The sequence below is a fragment of the Paenibacillus sp. CF095 genome (assembly GCF_900101225.1).
Classification (GTDB): Bacteria; Bacillota; Bacilli; order Paenibacillales; family Paenibacillaceae; genus Paenibacillus.
The window spans coordinates 2,034,958-2,053,425 of sequence record NZ_FMZN01000001.1 but is presented as its reverse complement, the minus strand read 5'-3'; the positions used below and the strand labels follow the sequence as shown (position 1 = coordinate 2,053,425).

At 48.1% G+C, this 18,468-nt stretch carries 12 protein-coding genes; 11 read left to right on the top strand and 1 reads right to left on the bottom strand.

The features are described 5' to 3' along the window. Positions 1-18 precede the first annotated feature (18 nt). On the bottom strand, positions 19-786 hold the full coding sequence (locus tag BLS69_RS08885) for a helix-turn-helix domain-containing protein (protein WP_036670943.1): 768 nt from the start codon (positions 784-786) through the stop codon (positions 19-21). 274 nt (positions 787-1,060) lie between these two features. On the opposite strand from BLS69_RS08885, the gene BLS69_RS08880 reads away from it, so the two are divergent. From BLS69_RS08880 to BLS69_RS08830, 11 genes are all read left to right on the top strand, one after another. Beyond that, entirely contained in the window at positions 1,061-2,416 is a 1,356-nt protein-coding gene (locus BLS69_RS08880; RefSeq protein WP_036670945.1) for an extracellular solute-binding protein, read from the top strand. A 105-nt stretch (positions 2,417-2,521) separates the two neighbouring features. Continuing rightward, positions 2,522-5,419, top strand: coding sequence for an extracellular solute-binding protein (locus tag BLS69_RS08875; RefSeq protein WP_091030520.1), 2,898 nt, complete (start codon positions 2,522-2,524; stop codon positions 5,417-5,419). A 19-nt stretch (positions 5,420-5,438) separates the two neighbouring features. Next, on the top strand, positions 5,439-6,395 hold the full coding sequence (locus BLS69_RS08870; protein ID WP_091030518.1) for a carbohydrate ABC transporter permease: 957 nt from the start codon (positions 5,439-5,441) through the stop codon (positions 6,393-6,395). 2 nt (positions 6,396-6,397) lie between these two features. Then, positions 6,398-7,273, top strand: coding sequence for a carbohydrate ABC transporter permease (locus BLS69_RS08865; protein WP_026081082.1), 876 nt, complete (start codon positions 6,398-6,400; stop codon positions 7,271-7,273). Positions 7,274-7,288: 15 nt separating this feature from the next. After that, on the top strand, positions 7,289-8,752 hold the full coding sequence (locus BLS69_RS08860; RefSeq protein WP_091030516.1) for an NHL repeat-containing protein: 1,464 nt from the start codon (positions 7,289-7,291) through the stop codon (positions 8,750-8,752). Next, positions 8,736-9,371 (top strand): YIP1 family protein, encoded by a 636-nt coding sequence (locus BLS69_RS08855; RefSeq protein WP_091016287.1) that lies wholly within the window; start codon positions 8,736-8,738, stop codon positions 9,369-9,371. The genes BLS69_RS08860 and BLS69_RS08855 overlap by 17 nt, the downstream gene beginning before the upstream one ends. Positions 9,372-9,388: 17 nt before the next feature. After that, a complete protein-coding gene (locus tag BLS69_RS08850) occupies positions 9,389-11,965 on the top strand; it encodes a DUF5696 domain-containing protein (RefSeq protein ID WP_091030511.1) in 2,577 nt (858 codons plus the stop codon). Between the two features lie 53 nt (positions 11,966-12,018). After that, the gene (locus tag BLS69_RS08845) at positions 12,019-12,864 is read left to right on the top strand and encodes a carbohydrate ABC transporter permease (RefSeq protein ID WP_082219083.1); all 846 of its coding nucleotides are present in this window, start codon (positions 12,019-12,021) and stop codon (positions 12,862-12,864) included. A gap of 17 nt (positions 12,865-12,881) precedes the next feature. Then, positions 12,882-13,829, top strand: coding sequence for a carbohydrate ABC transporter permease (locus BLS69_RS08840; RefSeq protein WP_091030510.1), 948 nt, complete (start codon positions 12,882-12,884; stop codon positions 13,827-13,829). A gap of 274 nt (positions 13,830-14,103) precedes the next feature. After that, the gene (locus BLS69_RS08835) at positions 14,104-15,807 is read left to right on the top strand and encodes an RICIN domain-containing protein (RefSeq protein ID WP_091030507.1); all 1,704 of its coding nucleotides are present in this window, start codon (positions 14,104-14,106) and stop codon (positions 15,805-15,807) included. 292 nt (positions 15,808-16,099) lie between these two features. After that, positions 16,100-18,451, top strand: a complete 2,352-nt coding sequence (locus tag BLS69_RS08830; RefSeq protein ID WP_091030504.1) for a helix-turn-helix domain-containing protein — start codon at positions 16,100-16,102, stop codon at positions 18,449-18,451. Positions 18,452-18,468: the final 17 nt, after the last annotated feature.

Below are 18,468 nucleotides of genomic sequence, written 5' to 3'. Positions count from 1 at the left end.
CGATTTGGCAATCCACCTTTAGGCCGTGTGGATTTTTTGTCTTCTATAAGCATTGGGACTCGATCCGGCATACGCTTTGAACTTTTTATAGAACCAGTCAATATCCTTATAACCTACCTCAATAGCAATCTCATATATTCGCAAATTCGTAGAAGACAACAACTGCTGGGCCTTTTCCATACGTTGCTGGAGCATATAATCATTGAAAGACATCTTCTCTTCCAGCTTGAACTTCTGTCCAAGGTACGCACAGTTAAAATGAAGCATGTCAGAGATCTTCTTCAGCGTGATTTCATCACTCAAATGATCCCGTACATAGGCCTTGACGATACGAATAACATGACTGGAGTGCATGGGTTTACCATTCATTTGAACGGGTGTTTTGAAGAACGACGACGTTTTGTGTGCCGGGTCGGTTTCAAGGTGAGATCTAAGTGCATGCAGACTGTTAAGTAAAGAAGAGGGACTAACAGGATACGGGAGATAATCATTTACCTGATACGTCAAGGCTTTGCGTACGAACCTGAAGTGATCTCTTCCACCCATAAGGAGAATAGGTATCTGACTTTTTTTTCGAATGTCGTTGCATAACCAGAGCCCCGCGGTATCAAACCTCTCTGTATGTACCATAACAAGGGAAAAGTCTCGTTCTGACAATGCGGTCAAAGCCTCGGCCGATGAGAACACACAATTTGCGATAGTATATTGAGCTTTGCTCCGTAGCAACATCTGTTGCAACTCCCCGCACAAACGACGGCTGAAATCCACAAGTAAAATATCATACATGAAGCAATACCTCACCTTCTGCTGAATTGTAATGCGCTAGGTTAACTGAAATTTGACTTAATTTCATTATGGTAATAAAAGAAAGCGCATACAATGTGCATATTTTTGTAGACAGTGCATTTCTTTACCAATTAAAACCTATAATGCAATTTGCTTGAGTAAAATTACGCAAATCTATATTCAGCCCGGGTAAACATCTGTATTCTGGCAGGTTGTTTGCGCTTTCATTTGGACGATACACTGTGATAGCAAACGACAATCAGGGGGGAAGACGATGAGAAAAAACAAGTTCATGCTACTAAGCCTGGTATTTGCGGTCTTGTTGGTGATTGCTGCATGTAGTTCTGCACCTACCGCTCAACCCGAGCCGGAAAAGACAACACCACAGGAGGAACAAAAACCCGCGGAAACCGAGCCAAAGAATGAAAACTCCACGCCAGAAATGGACTTTGACATGGGCGGCAGAACCATCAAGGTTGTTGCTTGGTGGGACATGGAAATACAGGGGAACAACCCGGACAACATTCAACGCCTTGAGAATCTCGAAGCGCTGAAGAAAAAACACAACTTTAATATTGAATATGTTTCCATCGATTTCGGTGAATATCAGGAAAAAGTAGTTGCTTCCCTGATGGCCGGTGAACCGCTTGGCGATCTGGTGAGACTGGGCAAAAACTATGCGATTCCGGCATTGACCAAACAGGATCTGTTATGGCCGGTGGATGATTATATTAAAAACGACAAGGTATTCAACCAGAAAACAACCAAGGAATACATGCAGTATGAAGGTAAAGGTTACGGCTTTACTGAGGACCAGTCCTCGTTTATCAACGGAATTTTCTATAATCGCACACTCATGCAAGAGCTCGGCTTGAAGCCACTTCAAGAGTATGTGGATGCCGATGAATGGAACTGGGATACGTTCATCAGTGTTGCCAAGCAAGCGAACAAGGATCGAAACAATGATGGCAAGCTGGATACTTGGGGACTCGCTCAAACGGGCTTGCTGGAACCGATTCTGTATTCCAACGAGGCTTCTCTGACCAAAGAAGATAAGCAGAACCTGGAAGATCCAAAAACAAAAGAAGCGTTGAACTTCCTGTCCAAACTGGCTACCGAGAAGGTCGGCAGAGCTTCTGAGGGCGGCGATTGGACAGAGCCATCCACGTTCTTCCGTCAAGGCAACACCTTGATGTATTCAGGTGCTATGTACGAAGTCGAAGGTATTATGACGGATATGCAGGACTACGATATTGGTTTTGTACCGTTTCCAAAAGGTCCAAGTGCAACAGCGTATCACTCCGGTGAGTCACGTTACCAGGCTATAACAATTCCAAAAGCGGTCGAGAATCCGGAACAACTGATGTACATCTGGGAGAAAATTAACGAGATCGATTCGATCTATGAGTATCCGGGACAATCCACACTGGAGACACATCTGACCGATGAAGCAGATATCAACAACGCCAGAGAGGTCGCGGAAGGTATGTTGGTTCTCGACCATAACACATTCCCGTCCTTGCCGTTCTGGGACTTTGATGGGGAGCTCAAAGAAGGGGTGTCCGTATCTACGCTGATCGAGAAATACAAGGCTCCTTTCCAGGCTGCGATTGATGAGGTTTACAAATAAGTATTACTTTACACGGGCAGAACGCACCAGTGAAGGTGCGGTCTGTCCGGGTTAGTCAATCGTTCAGTTCTCTCAACGCTTACAGGAAAGGGGATACATTCAAACATGCGGTCACGTAAGAAAAAGGGACTAATCCTGGTGCTTGTCCTGGCCTTGGTGCTCTCCATATGGACACTATATCCATCGCGGGATCGTAATCCGGGAACCGTACATGCGCTTGAGGACTTTGAGGCGGTATCGGGAACCGAGGATTCATTCAGTTATGAGCATTATCTGACTGCTCATGACAATACGGCCAAACCGGATGAAATTGTACGCATCGAAGGCGAATCTTATGTTCAGGCAGAGGATGGGGAATTTGAAATTGTGCAAGGGTACGCCGGATTAGACGGAAGTGCCGTAATTACGCCGGAAACTGGAACCATTCGCTGGGATGTTCCCGTTCAAGTGAGCGGTTTGTACAACATTCGCATTCACTATTATCCCGTAGAAGGCAAAAGCTCCGGGATCGAACGCAGGCTTGAGCTTAACGGTAAGGTCCCGTTCAGAGGGGCCGATATTCTTCTGTTTGACAGGGTATGGGGGAATCGCGAGGATAACGTCCGGCAGGACGATCGTGGCAACGAGCTTAGACCAAGACAAGTGGAACAGCCCGAATGGCAACTGACTTCCTTCAAGGACAGTGCAGGGTACTTCGAGGAACCGTTTCAGTTTTATTTTGAAAAAGGCAGTCAGCAGTTATCGCTCACTTCATTAAGAGAGAGCATGGCGATTGATTATATCGAGCTGTACCAAGAAGGCGAAGTTCCTTCCTATGCAGAGTTGGAGCAGACCTATGCCTCACTTGGCTTGAAACAAGCGGCTCCTGTCATGCTGAAAGTACAGGGGGAGGAAGCTGTCAGCAAATCATCCCCTACACTGGCACCAATCTCGGACCGATCAAGTCCTTCACTGGAGCCTTATAATGTATCGAAAATTCGGATGAACGCCATCGGGGGCATTAACTGGAAACTGCCGGGCGAATGGATTGAATGGGAAATTGACGTGCCTGAAGACGGACTGTATCAACTGGCGCTTAAGGTGAAGCAGGATCAATTGCGTGGCATCTATGCCACCCGCAGTCTGACGATTAACGGCGAAGTTCCGTTTAAGGAAATGAAACGCATTCGATTTAACTACAGCCCTGCCTGGCAAACTCAGGTGTTGGGATCGGGAGAAGATCAGCCATATCAGTTTCATCTGGAAAAAGGAAAACACCGAATCCGAATGACGGTTACACTTGGCGACATCGCTCCGCTACTGCGGACCGTGGAATCCAGCGTGCTGGAACTGAATGAGATGTATCGCAAAATATTAATGATCACCTCCAACAGTCCGGACCCACTGCGGGATTACCAGCTGGAACGGCGTATTCCGGAGATGACGGAGGTGTTTGAACGACAAGCTGACACCTTGCGCTCCGTTGCAGATTACCTGGAAAAGGCCACGGGTGAGCAAAGTGACAAAGTGGCCGTACTGCACGCCATGGTATTGCAGCTTGAAGATATGGCGGCCAGACCAGAGACGGTTCCCAAACGGCTGGATACGTTCAAAATTAACGTAGGCGGTCTCGGCACATGGATTCTATCGGTACGTGAACAGCCGATTACGTTGGATTACCTTGTCGTATCTCCGCCGGGTGAATCGCTGCCAAAAGCGGAAGCGAGCACTGTCCAGCAGGTGAAGCACGAACTGGGCGCATATGTTGCCTCGTATACCGAAGATTACGACAGCATTGGGAACGTGGAACAAAAGAAGGATACCATCACCGTATGGATCACAACCGGACGAGATCAGGCCCAAGTACTGAAAGGTATGATCGACGATTCGTTTACCCCGGATACGGATGTGTCCGTGCAGTTACGTCTCGTTCCGCCTAATATTTTGCTGCCCGCAACACTTTCGGGGGAAGGACCGGATGTTGCCATGCAGATGGGCGAAGACATTCCGGTGAACTATGCGATGAGGAATGCAACAGCGGATCTGAGCCAGTTCCCCGATTTCGAGGAAATTTCGGGCAGGTTCCGTGAAAGCGGATTGACGCCTTACCGCTACAACGACGGGGTATATGCCCTTCCGGAGCAGCAGCATTTTCCAATGCTCTTTTACCGCAAAGATATTCTGAATGAACTGGGCCTCGAACCGCCGAAAACGTGGCAAGACGTATATAACGCCATCGCCGTGCTGCAGAAGCATAACATGGAGTTTTATCTGCCGATAGAGGATACGCTGAACAATGCCAACCTGGTTCCGAATTCAACCTTTGCGATGTTGTTATATCAGAATGACGGAACGTTCTACACCGAAGACCAGAAGAAAAGTGCGCTGGATTCGGAGATTTCAATGGACGCGTTCAAGCGCTGGACGCAATTTTATACCAATTACAAGTTTCCGCTCAAAGCCGACTTTCCGAACCGCTTCCGTACCGGGGAAATGCCGATCGGGATTGCTGATTACACCACGTATAACATGCTGACGGTTATGGCTCCGGAAATCCGCAATCTCTGGGACTTTACGATTGTTCCGGGTACACAGCTTCCGGATGGGTCCATACGGCATGAAGTGGCCAGCGCTACGAGTGCGGTGATGATGCTCGAAAATGCCGACAACAAGGAAGCGGCGTGGAAGTTCATGAAGTGGTGGACTGATGATCAGACCCAGATTGAATACGGGAGAGAAATGGAAGGTCTTATGGGAGCGGCTGCCCGTTACCCGACGGCCAATATCGAAGCCTTGAAGCAATTGCCTTGGCCTGTGAAGGATTATCAAAATCTGGAGAAACAATGGGAATGGGTGCAGGGAATCCCGCAGCTTCCTGGAGGTTATTTCACGGGACGACATCTGGACAACGCCTTCCGCAAGGTGGTCAATGCAAATGAAAATCCGCGTGAAGCCTTATCGGACTATGTGTTGTACATTGATGATGAAATTGAGTTAAAACGCAAGGAATTTAATCTGAAATAGAGGAAAGGGAGGGTAACGGTTGCAAGCTAAAACTACCAAGACAGCCGCCGCTCCTGCCGTCCATACCCGCCAGGTCGGCTGGTGGTCCCTATTGAAGCGGGATCTGTATCTCAGCAGGCATTATTATGTATTGATGGCACCGTTTATGCTGATTTTTTTCATGTTTACTGTCATTCCGGTCGGCATTTCACTCGGGCTCAGCTTTTTTCACTTCAATATGCTGGAGCTGCCGCGATTTGTCGGCTGGCAGAACTATTCCCGGCTTTTCCTGAACGATGACGTATTTCTGATCGCGCTCAAAAACACGCTCCTTTTTGCCGTAATTACAGGCCCTATCAGTTATATTGCCTGCTTTTTGTTTGCGTGGATCATCAATGAGCTGTCTCCTAAAATTCGGGCGGTCATGACGTTGGTTTTCTATGCTCCATCCATATCGGGCAACGTCTTTTTCATCTGGCTGATCATCTTCTCTGGTGACAGCTACGGGTATATGAACGGCTTCCTGATGCGCCTTGGCGTCGTACTGGAACCGATCCAATGGCTCGCAGATGAGAAGTATGTACTGGCAATCGTCATTATTGTACAGCTGTGGCTGAGCCTGGGAACCAGCTTCCTGGCCTTTATTGCAGGACTGCAAACCATTGATCGTTCTCTGGTTGAAGCAGGAACCGTAGACGGGATCAAAAACCGCTGGCAGGAGCTCTGGTACATCACCTTGCCTTCGATGAGACCGCAGCTGATGTTTGGTGCGGTAATGCAGATTACTGCTTCCTTCGCCGTAGCTGAGATCTCCATCGCACTGGCAGGTTTCCCGAGCGTAAACTATGCGGCACACACAGTTGTCACGCATCTGATGGATTTCGGAACCATTCGTTTCGAGATGGGGTATGCCTCGGCCATTGCAACGGTCCTGTTTGCCCTGATGCTGGGTACAAACGTTCTCACGCAAAAAATGCTTAGAAAGATAGGTGAATGACGATGACCAGCAAAGTACGTGCCGTGTTTGGCATGCCAAAAAGGCTTAATCGGTCATTTACCGTCAGCCTGATGTTATTTGCATTGCTGGGCGTGTTCGGCTCCTTTATGGTGCTTCCGCTCATCTATGCTGTCAACAATGCATTCAAGCCGCTGGATGAGCTGTTTATTTTCCCGCCGCGCTTCTGGGTGAACAATCCGACAACGGAGAATTTTGCCGATCTGATCAACCTCATGGGCAATTCTTGGGTGCCGTTATCCCGCTATATTGCCAACACATTGCTCATTACGATACTTGGCACAGCGGGGCATATCCTTCTTGCATCTGCAGCAGCTTATCCGCTGGCGAAGTATCGTTTTCCGGGTTCCAAAGTGTTGTTCACCATTGTCATTCTGTCCCTGATGTTCTCGCCGCATGTTACGGCGATTCCGAACTACATGGTCATGTCCTGGCTTGGCTGGATTAACACTCATGCGTCCATTATTGTGCCATCACTTGCGTTCTCGCTGGGACTTTTTCTGATGAAACAGTTCATGGAGCAGATTCCCGATGCTTTGCTGGAGGCAGCCAAAATCGACGGAGCCAATGAATACCGGATATTCTGGAGCATTGTGATGCCCAATGTGAAGCCGGCATGGCTCACGCTCATGATCCTGCAATTTCCAGCGTTATGGGGAACGGATGGCGGGAGTTTCATTTACAGTGAAAATCTCAAAACGCTGCATTATGCGCTCAGTCAGATTGTGCAGGGAGGGATTGCAAGAGCCGGTGTAGGTGCGGCTGTTGCCTTGCTGCTGATGATCGTACCGATCACCCTGTTTATCATCTCTCAGAGCAGTGTTATGCAGACGATGGCCACTTCGGGCATGAAAGAGTAGAAAGGAGGCAGCGAGGTGCGGAGAAGCACATGGAAAAAACGTAAATCGATCATCATGGGCATGATCTGCCTCCTGTTGTTCGTTCAAGAGGCGCCCTACGTGAGTGCAGACGGTAAAACGGATGCGTATCATTATTCATTCTGGGGTGACGCAGTTCCGGCACCGGCGGCATATGAGGCAACAACCATTATCACCGGTAAGAAGCTGAACACAACTCCCATGAAAGAGCCAAGCGACATGCATGTTACCTCCAATCAGCACGTCTTTGTGCTCGATTCGGGCAATGGCCGCATCATTGAGATGGATCGCAACTTCAAGCTGGTACGGACGATTGATTCATTTGAGCAGGAAGGCAAGGAAGATCATTTTAAAAATCCACAGGGATTGTACGTCACGGAAAAAGGCCATCTGCTGGTCGCTGATTCGGATAATCACCGGGTGGTACATCTGGATGAACAGGGGAAGCTGGTCAAGATCGTGTCTGAACCGAAATCGGATCTGTTAAAAGCAGACTTCCAGTTTAAACCGATGCGGATTGTTATGGACAAAGGGGAGCGTATCTACGTCATGGCCGAAGGCGTATTTGATGGATTCATGGAGTTCAGCGCCGACGGTACGTTCTCTTCCTTCATTGGAGCGAACAGAGTTCAGGTGGACCCGGTGGAATATCTGTGGAAACGGTTTGCAACACGGGAGCAGCGCAGTCAGATGGTGATGTTCACTCCAACGGAATTTACCAATCTGGATATGGATGAAGAGGGCTTTATCTACGCCACTAGCGGGGATCGCGGTAAAGATCCGGTCAAGAAGCTGAATGCCCAGGGTACAGACATTTTGCGCAGAGAAGGCTATCAGACTCCGCAGGGGGATTTGCTGTATACCCAGGAAGCAGGACCATCCCGCCTGATTGATGTCGATGTGGGTGACAGTGACATGTATTCCGTACTGGATTCCAGCAAGGGCCGAATCTTCACCTACAATGGAGACGGATACCTGCTCCATATTTATGGCGGCATCGGGAACCGGCTGGGCCAATTTAATACACCTGTTGCTCTGGAACGTGCGGGAGACCGGATGTTAGTTCTGGATAAAGCGCTGGGTGAAATCACCGTCTTTCAAACAACTGAATACGGACGTACGCTCCACGAAGCGGTGCGCAGCTACTATAACGGTGATGAAGATCAGTCTTCGGTGCTGTTTGCCCAAGCTGCCGAGATGAACGCTAACTTGGAATATGCGTATGCGGGAATTGGCAAAGCATTGCTTCGTCAGAAGGAATACGCCGAGTCTGCGAAATATTTCAAGCGCAGCATGGAGCCCAAAGGGTATTCCAAAGCTTTTCTTTTGTACCGCAAAGAGCTGATGCGTGAGCATTTTTCATGGATGATGTCCGGTATATTCCTGGCTGTCGCTGCGATTGTCACCGTCGTCATCGTTCGCAGGCAGAAAAGGAGGACTACGAATGCAGGCATCAAGTAAGCAACTATACCAGTACCCGCTGCATCTGATTTTTCATCCGTTTGACGGATACTGGGAATTGAAATATGAACGGAACCAGAGAAACTCACTGCTGATTGCTTTCATGATCCTGGTGCTTCTGGTCATCACCAAAATTTTGCATGCCCAGTACAGCGGTTTTCTCATTAATCTCAGTAATCCAAAGTACCTGAACAGTCTGCTCGAAATGCTATATGTCATTATACCGGTACTGTTTTGGTGTGTGGCTAACTGGTCGTTAACCACATTGATGGACGGGGAAGGCAAGTTCTCCGAAATTTTCATGTCAACGTGTTTTGCACTGGTACCGTTGTTCCTCATTCATTTCCCATGGATCTGGCTGAGTCTTGTGATCTCTGCGCAGGAAACTGCCTTTTATTATTTCTCTAATGCACTCGCCGTTGCGTGGACAGTATATCTGTTATTTGTGGGGAATATGACGGTTCATCAGTACACACCAGCCAAAACGGTGCTCACGATGCTGCTGACACTTGTAGCAATGGCATTTATGGCATTTCTGTGCCTGTTATTCTTCAGTCTTGTACAGCAGATTGTATCGTTTGTCGTAACCATCTATCAGGAATTAGTGCTTCGGGGCTAAGGGAGGAGGAAATTGTTATGAATTATACCGTAGCCAAAAAAATAACAGGAATGCTGCTCGCGGGCAGTCTGCTTCTTGGCGGTTGTCAATTCTCGCCAACACCGCTCGCTCACGAGACAGTGACTGCCGCTGATCCGACGGACTTTCCCTCCCTGCCTCCCGGAGAGAAACTGAAATCATCTTTCAGCGATGTCCGCCTTCCCGGCATGGTAGGCATTGCGCAGAATGCTGCGCTGCAGTTGTTCATTAACGAAGAGACTGCCGAGATTGCAGTGATTCACACGCAGAGCGGCCCGATCTGGCGCAGCAATCCTGCAGATCGTGAGCAGGATGGGGTTGCGGCCGGGATAAACAAAGACCTTTTGTCATCACAAACGAAGCTCAGCTTCTTCAACAGCCTTGGACAGAGCAGCACCGTGAATTCCTTCACGGATAGTGTTGCACACAAGCAGATAAGCTACGAGGTGCTGCCAAGCGGCGTGCGGGTCCACTACCAGTTTGGAAGCACTGAGCGATCCATAGAAGACTTGCCGATGAAGATCAGCAAGGAGCGATTTGAACAAAAGCTGCTTGCACAGCTAGATAAGGCCGGGCAGCGGGCCTTGAAGGTCGGTTATGCGGAAGATAAGGATGAAGGCGCTTACGTCCGGATTGATAAGGCGATGCAAGGATTGCAATTGTCACGGGCCTTGAAGGCTTTTGACACAGCCGGTTACACATCGGAGGATCTGGATCAGGATCATGCCGAGTTTGGCATTGAAGAGGAACGAAGTGGACCACGGCTGTTTATGCTTACGATGGAATATGAGCTGGATGGAGAGGATCTGCTCGTGCGTGTTCCGTCCTCAGGCATTCATTTTCCGGAGGAATATCCGATCAACAGCATATCTGTAATGGATTACTTCGGGGCCGGGGGTTCAGAAGAAGAGGGCTCCATACTGGTGCCGGACGGTTCGGGAGCGCTGATCCATTTTAACAATGGCAAGCTGCAGTATCCTGCCTATCAACAAGATATATACGGACCGGATATGACCATGAAACTACGGGAAGCAAGTTCGAATGAAGCCAGAGCCAGGTTGCCGGTATTTGGACTGATTCGGAAAGAGGGAGCTTTCCTGGGCATTATTGAAGAAGGGGATGCCGTTGCAGTTGTGAATGCCGATATCAGCGGCAAGCTGAACAGCTACAACAACGTATATCCCAGCTTCTATGTGGTGAACAAGAGCGATGTGACGCTTCAGGCAAGTGATATGGTTCGTACACTTCCGAAATTCCAGAAGAAACCGACCGTGTCTGATTTCGTCGTTCGATATGCTTTTGTCGGGGCGGATAAGGCCTCGTACTCGGGGCTTGCATCTCTCTATCGGGATTATCTGATGCAAAACGGCGGACTTCCCGAGTTGAACGCCAGCAAGGAGCAGAGTAACGTTCCCTTTTATCTGCAACTGTTCGGTGGCATGACAACAAGACAGCATATGTTGGGCATACCGTATGATTCAACGGAGGCTTTGACCACATTTGATGAAGCCAAAAACATTCTCTCCGCCTTGACGGAGAAGAATGTATCCAATATTCAGGTGCGCTATGCAGGATGGCTTAACGGCGGACTTCATCATCGACTGCCGGATTCCATCCAAGTAGACGGCGCGGTAGGCGGGAAAAAGGGATTGCGGGAATTCAGCGCATACACACAAGAAGCGGGCATCGGTTTCTATCCCGATATTGCTCTGCTGAATGTGCAATCCAAAAAAGGGTTTAAACCGTCCAAAGAAGCTTCACGCACATTAACTCAGGAACCGGCAGTCTTGTATCCGATGAACCAGGCCATCCAGAGGCGGGACCGGGATCGTTCACCATCCTATGTGCTTTCGCCCAACATGCTGGAGGACGTGACGGCAGACATGTTAGATGAGCTGAGGTCCCTTCAAAAGGATGGACTGTCGCTAAGCCTGAATGATCTGGCAGCTCAGTTAAACAGCGATATGAATCCGAAAAAGCTGGTGGACCGAACACAAGCGCTCGGCTCCGTGAAGAAGGCACTGGAACAGATCGGGCAGCAGGCTGGCTCGCTTGTTGCTGAAGGCGGGAACGCTTATGCCCTGCCGTATGTAACTGGTCTGACAGATGCACCGATGACCAGCAGTCGTTTCAAGCTGGAGGATGAAGAGATTCCGTTCTATCAGCTCGTTGTACACGGCAGCATCGGTTATACGGGGACGCCATACAATCTCTCCACATATACCAATGCAAGGCAATATGTGCTGAAGCTGATTGAATATGGAGCCAGCCCTTACTTTGCATGGTTCAATGCGCCAAACCATGTTGTGAAAGAAACGGATTATGATGATCTCTACGCGGCGAATTATGAACAATGGATCGATCTGGCTGCCGAAATCTACAACGAGGTGAACCAGGTGAACCAACCGTTTGCCGGACGTTCCATGATATCTCATGAATCCCTGGAGGAGGGCGTCTTCCGGACAACATATGAAGGTGGCGGGTTCGTAATCGTCAATTATAACGACTTCCCTGTAGAAGTTAACAACGATACAGTGGAAGCCCAAAGCTATGTGACTGGTGGTGAGCAGCTCTGAAGACGCTCCTGAAATGGAAATGGGGAAGTCGTACGTATGCTCAGCAGAAAGCCATGTGGGGCGTAATCTACGTGCTTCCCTGGCTCATTGGTTTTGTGTTGTTTTTCTTCATTCCGCTGTTAGCCTCTCTGCGATACAGCATGAGTACAATTCAGGCTAACGCGGAAGGCATAGCGATTCAGTTCAACGGTGTTGCCAATTACATTCAGGCGCTGACCGTCAATACAAGCTTTAACCGTGCGTTAATTGAGGCGATCACAGACGTGCTCATCAACGTACCGCTTATCGTAATATTCAGTCTGTTCCTTGCCGTCATCCTGAATCAGAAGTTCAGGGGCCGGGCTGTAGCGCGGTCGATCTTTTTCCTGCCCGTTATTCTGGCATCGGGAGTGATTATGACACTGGAGAGCACCAGCCTGATTGAAGCGGTTAATCAGAGCAGCACAGGTGGAAGCTCACTCGGGACATTTGAACTCGAAAATCTGATGGTTAACGCCGGAGTGAGCGATTGGATCGTTACGTATCTGAGCAGCGCCGTAGATCGGATCTATCAGATCGTCAGTCAATCCGGTGTACAGATTTTGATCTTTTTGGCAGGGATCCAGACGATTTCCCCTCAACTGTATGAGGCTTCGAAGATGGAAGGGGCAACGGGTTATGAAGCCTTTTGGAAAATTACGTTCCCAATGGTCAGCCCGCTTATTTTTGTCAATGCGATCTATACAATCATTGATTCGTTTGCCAATAACGCCATGACGGAACTGATCAGGGATACCGGCTTCGTCAAATTTGACTTTGGATTAAGTTCTGCCATGGCATGGGTCTACTTTCTGGCCATTGCCATCATTCTGGTTATCGTAAACATCATTTTCTCGAAGCGAGTCTTCTATCAAGATTAGAAAGGAGGGTGTCCCACGTGACAACATCACGATTATTATCGCTGGAGCATTGGAAAGGCTGGCTGTGGGCCATGATCCGATTCGTTCTGATTACCGGGCTTTCCTTCGTTATCCTGTTTCCCATATTTCAGAAGGTTTCCACATCCATCAAAGCTAAAGGTGATCTATATTCGGCAGTGGTGGTATGGATTCCACAGAACTTCTCCATCGACAATTTCAAAGAGGCGATACGCGTAATGGATTACTGGGCAACGCTGTTTAATACGTTTGCCCTTTCTGCAACGACTACACTGCTGACTACAGCGTCCTGTGCACTTGCAGGATACGGATTCGCCAGACTGAAATTCAGGGGAAGCAACTTGCTGTTTGCTGGTGTAATTCTGACGATTCTTGTACCGCCAACGACCATTCTCATTCCGGTATACCTGAATCTGAAAAGCTTTGATCTCATGGGGCTTATGACGCTTATAGCCGGCAAACCCGTTAATTTGCTAAACACCTATTGGCCGTTTATTCTGACGGCGATTACGGCCAATTCACTTAAGGCCGGCTTGTACATCTTTATCTTCCGGCAATTCTTCAGAGGTATTCCGAAGGAAGTGGAGGAGGCGGCCTATGTGGACGGCGCGGGCATCGGGCGAACATTTTCAAGAATCATGCTGCCCAATGCCATTCCGTCCATGGTAACAGTCATGCTGTTTTCCTTCGTATGGCAGTGGAACGACAGCTTCTATACGACGACTTATCTGACTTCAAGTAAAGTCATGTCGACCCAGTTATCGTCCCTTCCGTATAATCTGGCCCAGCAGGTTACTGACGGTGCAGCTTCCCAGGCCGATCCGTTCTATCTGAGCATGATCCAGGATACAGGAATCCTTCTTGCCATTCTGCCTTTGATCGTCATCTATTTGTTTGTACAACGATATTTCGTAGAGAGTGTAGAGCGTACGGGAATCGTGGGTTAAGTTAATTTCTCCTGTACGTTTGGAGTGGGATCAGTCTGGAAGAGGAAGGAGGAACTTCATGCAACATTCCATCTGTGAAAAGGGGGCATGTAACGACCTCATGAGCGTCTGCTCACAGCAGAACCGCGATCCTTCCCTGCGTAGGATACCCTGCTAGTGTGGAACGGGCTGCGGGAGCGGGCGCCGACCTGAGCGATCTGTTTGATCAGAGATATTCTGACGGAGCTTACCTCGCATTATTGCAAGGCAATATATCAGATCAGGAGGAATTAAAGTGAAGAAGTTCATGACATCTTGTAAACTTTTACTCATTCTGGCTTTATTGATCACAATTGCTCCATTGGGAGGCAGCCGTGCCGAAGCATGGGTGGGCATGCCGATGGGCAAGCTTCACGTAAACGGCAAAAACCTGGTGAACAGCAACAACCAGCCTGTGCTACTGAACGGTTGGCATCAACCCTCAGGTGCCTACTGGACATATCAGGACAGCAATTATTATCTCAATCTGCATGGCAATAACCGTCATGCAGCTACGCTGGCTTATCTGAAAGACATTACCGATACTTTTGCTGACACCAGCGCGAAGTATGGAAGCAATCATGGCTGGAATATGAATCAAGTACGTCTGTTCATCGATCGTCAGGACATGGGAGATGTGGCTGCTGGTACATATAACTTTGCCGGTGTGCAGACCGTTACGCAAAATGTAATTATTCCGTACATTCAATATGCCAAAACAAAAGGTGTCTATGTTGTCCTGGGACTGGACTTCACATTGAAGGATGATCAGGCGACAACACCTGCCAACCTGCAAAAATTCAACGAAATCTGGGGTTATCTCGCTTCACGCCCGGAGATCAAAAGTGCAGACAACGTTCACTTCGAACTGATCAACGAACCGGTGAAATCCTATGCCAATGGACATTGGGGTGGATACAACGGGGAAAATGACTTTGTGGATCACTGGAATGACTTGCGTAATTTCCAAAATTCCATGATTTCAACAATTCGCAGCAAAGGTGCGGACAATGTCATCTGGGCGGCAGGTCTGGGATACAACCAATTTTACAGCTTGACGGCAAGCCATCCATTGACTGATCCGCTCAATAACTATGGATATGCGGTTCACTGGTACCCTGGTTATGGCGCATATGACAACTTCTCTATCCTGCAAGACCAGTGGAATACCAACGTGAAGGCAGCCGCTGACAAATATCCGATTAACATTACCGAGGTAACCTGGTTCAAAAACAAACCTGGCGATTCGGCCTATTGGAACTTGTTTAATGGCAGCAATGAAGGTTTTGGTACCAATACCAAAACAATCTTCAACGCCGCAGGCAATGTCAGCATTGCAGCTCATATGAACGGATTCATTCTAAGTGAAGGACCACGAAGCTCCTTTGCCGACCCAACGGCTGGACTGAAATGGGATGGAGATGCTTCACGGAGTGCCATGGGACGATTCCTGTTTAACTGGTACCATGAACGTGCTCAGACTTACCCGGGCAGTGGAACAGGTGGACCAACAACAGGTCTTGTATCCGGAGCAACCTATAAAATTGTAGCCCGGCATTCCAACAAGGTTATTGATGTCCCAGGTGGTCTAAACGAAAACAATCTTCAGCTCCAGCAATGGAGCGATCTGGGCGGTAACCCCCAGAAGTGGGTTCTGACTTCGATCGGTAACGGCAACTATACACTGACAAGTGTGAACTCACCGGACAAAGTTATCGACATTCGCAACGGTACCAACACCAATGGGGAAGTGGTCCAGCTCATGAGCAATCTGAACACAACCGCTCAGCATTTTAAGGTCAACGATCTTGGTAACGGGTACTGGAGTATCATCAACGTGAACAGCAACAAAGCGATTGAAGTGGCAAACGCTTCTACTTCGGATGGTGCCAAGCTGCAGCAGAACACCTACACAGGTGCTACAAACCAACAATGGAAATTTGTTGCCGTTAGCAATTAATAAGCACAATGTTAAACAAAACCTCCCCAAGTCATTTCATGTCTTGGGGAGGTTTTTTGCGTTTATTTTTGATACTTTGGGATGGATGTCATGCGAAGGTAAAATACAACTATATTTGTGCGCTAACCCGCAGAGTGACAATTATTTTCATGCAAGCATTGTACGCTGCAGTATGTAAATGTACCATAAGGAAGAAGTTGTACCTTCACCAGGAAGAAATGCCCGGTGTATCATTGAACAGCTACCTTATCACAGAGAAATGTAAGCGCTTGATAAAAAAGGGAGGGTACATATGCAGCTCCTATGGTCCAAATTTTCACCCGTGTTCCGCCGATTCCTTATTTCGTATCTCATCATCCTGATGATTCCTCAAATCGCGGGATATGCCTCTTACCAAGCTTCCATTGAAGCGGCTCGTTCCAGCTCCATTGAGAACAGCTTGAAGTCACTGAGTCTTGGCAAAGAGATCATTGAGCGAAATCTTCTTCAAGTCGAAGCTTTTACCAGACAGCTTGCCGCCAATCCCGATTTGCAAAATTTAATTGCTGGCCCAAAGCCGCATGATCTCTACAATGTCTACGGTATGAACCGTATGCAGCGGAGCCTCTCCATGTACAGCAGTACCAATGATTACTTGTCCCATTTCTTCATTCACATTCCCAACTACAATGCCATCATCACACCAAGAACTGTGTATTATCGTCCAGAGCATTATTATGCTGCTAATCAGTTGGATGGTATGTCGTTTGAACAATGGTATGACCAAATTCTCAAACAACCACACTTTAATGAAATCATACCGCTTCGAAACTATAAACGTGAAATACTCGGCACAGTGCTTGCAGACGTTCCCGCCATTACGTTTCTGCAATCTCTGCCTTTGAACAGCTTTAACAAACCGCAAGCGACGATTGGTGTCATGATTGATCAGAATCAGATGGCCAGTCTTACTCAAAATATTGTGGATCAATATGGCGGCTGGACTCTCGTCACCGATGCGGAAGGGCGGATCATTTTCTCCCTTGGCATTGAACAAGCCGAAGCCGAGCAAATGGCACAGAGTCGCCAGAGAGAAGCTAACGCTGCGGAAACGGAGCTGAACGTGCAGAATGTACAGCCTGGAAGTGATGGTCGGCTGCTGATATCGATACAGTCCAGTCAAAATGGATGGAATTACATGGCAGGGATTCCGGAGAAAGCACTCATGACAAAAGCGGAGCAAATCAAACAAGTCACGCTGGTCTTTACTTTGGCAACCATTGCCTTGGGTCTGTTAATTGGGCTGGTTCTGGCCTATCGAAATAGTGCACCCGTTTACAGATTGTTGGCCTCTTTTCGGGAACAAATCACCGATTCGCCAGGCAGACGGGGCAATGAATATGATTTTTTGGCAAGCCATATTAACAATCTGATTGCAAATAATGACTCACTTAAAAGCGCCATGAATGAGCAGATTCCGTTATTGAGAGACGGTTTTATCAAACGTTTGTTAACCGGAGAAGTTTATACCTCACTTGAGCTGGAGGTTATCTCATCTCAGGCGCACATTTCTCTTCATAGCAGCCAGGGCTTGGCAGGCTTAGTGAAGGTAAACGGATATGCCAATCCAGACAGTGAAGAAATTATTCATGAACTAGGTGTTGCAAGGCTGCTCGTCAAACAAGTACTTACAGAGTGGAATGGGCAACTGCTGATCACGGATTGGGGAACTGACCAGATCGCTTTTGCCTGTCCATTGGATGAGAACCCATTGAATGAAGCTGTTGGGAGATGTGAAAAAGAGCTGAACACGTTGATGGAAGTGATCTACCGGGAGCATCGGATATCCACAACAATTGGCACAGGTGCAGCTTACGAGGTCTGGAATGATGCAGGGCGTTCCTTTGACGAAGCCAAACAAGCTCTGGATTATGCCATTCATATGGGAACAGATCATCTGGTGAGATTTGAAGATACGATGAAGGAAAATGAAATGTTCTATTATCCAATAGAGTCTGAACAGCGCCTGCTGAACACGATCAAAGTCGGTGAGCCTGAAGAGGCGATACGCATTCTGGAGCAATTGTTTCTTCGTAATTTAGAGGAGCGGGAACTGTCCTACGAGATGACACAGCAGTTCATCATGGAGCTGAAGGGGACTTTTCTGAAGCTGGACGAACCAAAATTCAAGCTGGATGCCTCACTGCTGGAGGAATATAAATCTCGTGTGACATCCATTCAGATGACAGAAACGATTACTTCGCTGCGTGCAAAATTCAAACAGTTAACCGAAGACATCTGCGGTGATTTCCAGAGAAGAAGAGCAGGAGCACATGCGGATACTGTAAGCGAAATGATTTGTTTTATCCAACATAATTATGGGGATGCAAACTTGACGATCTACCGGATTGCCGAGCACATGAGCAAGTCCGAGAAGTTTATATCCCAACTGTTCAAAGAACATACGGGAGAGAATCTTTCCGATTATGTAGAACGGGTACGCATTGATGCTGCCTCAAACTTGTTGCACTCCACCTGTCAGACCATTGACGAGATCGCGGAGGCCACCGGGTATAATAGTGCACATTCATTCCGCCGAGCTTTCAAACGAGTGCGCGGCATTTCTCCGAGTGTGTTTCGGAAAATGGACGTTCATAGCGGTTAATGTAGGTTGTTTCTCGG

Bases quoted from the DNA above. Each gene is read 5' to 3' on its own strand.
- BLS69_RS08885 (WP_036670943.1), bottom strand. From the start codon at position 786: ATGTATGATATTTTACTTGTGGATTTCAGCCGTCGTTTGTGCGGGGAG.
- BLS69_RS08880 (WP_036670945.1), top strand. From the start codon at position 1,061: ATGAGAAAAAACAAGTTCATGCTACTAAGCCTGGTATTTGCGGTCTTG.
- BLS69_RS08875 (WP_091030520.1), top strand. From the start codon at position 2,522: ATGCGGTCACGTAAGAAAAAGGGACTAATCCTGGTGCTTGTCCTGGCC.
- BLS69_RS08865 (WP_026081082.1), top strand. From the start codon at position 6,398: ATGACCAGCAAAGTACGTGCCGTGTTTGGCATGCCAAAAAGGCTTAAT.
- BLS69_RS08855 (WP_091016287.1), top strand. From the start codon at position 8,736: ATGCAGGCATCAAGTAAGCAACTATACCAGTACCCGCTGCATCTGATT.
- BLS69_RS08850 (WP_091030511.1), top strand. From the start codon at position 9,389: ATGAATTATACCGTAGCCAAAAAAATAACAGGAATGCTGCTCGCGGGC.
- BLS69_RS08845 (WP_082219083.1), top strand. From the start codon at position 12,019: ATGTGGGGCGTAATCTACGTGCTTCCCTGGCTCATTGGTTTTGTGTTG.
- BLS69_RS08830 (WP_091030504.1), top strand. From the start codon at position 16,100: ATGCAGCTCCTATGGTCCAAATTTTCACCCGTGTTCCGCCGATTCCTT.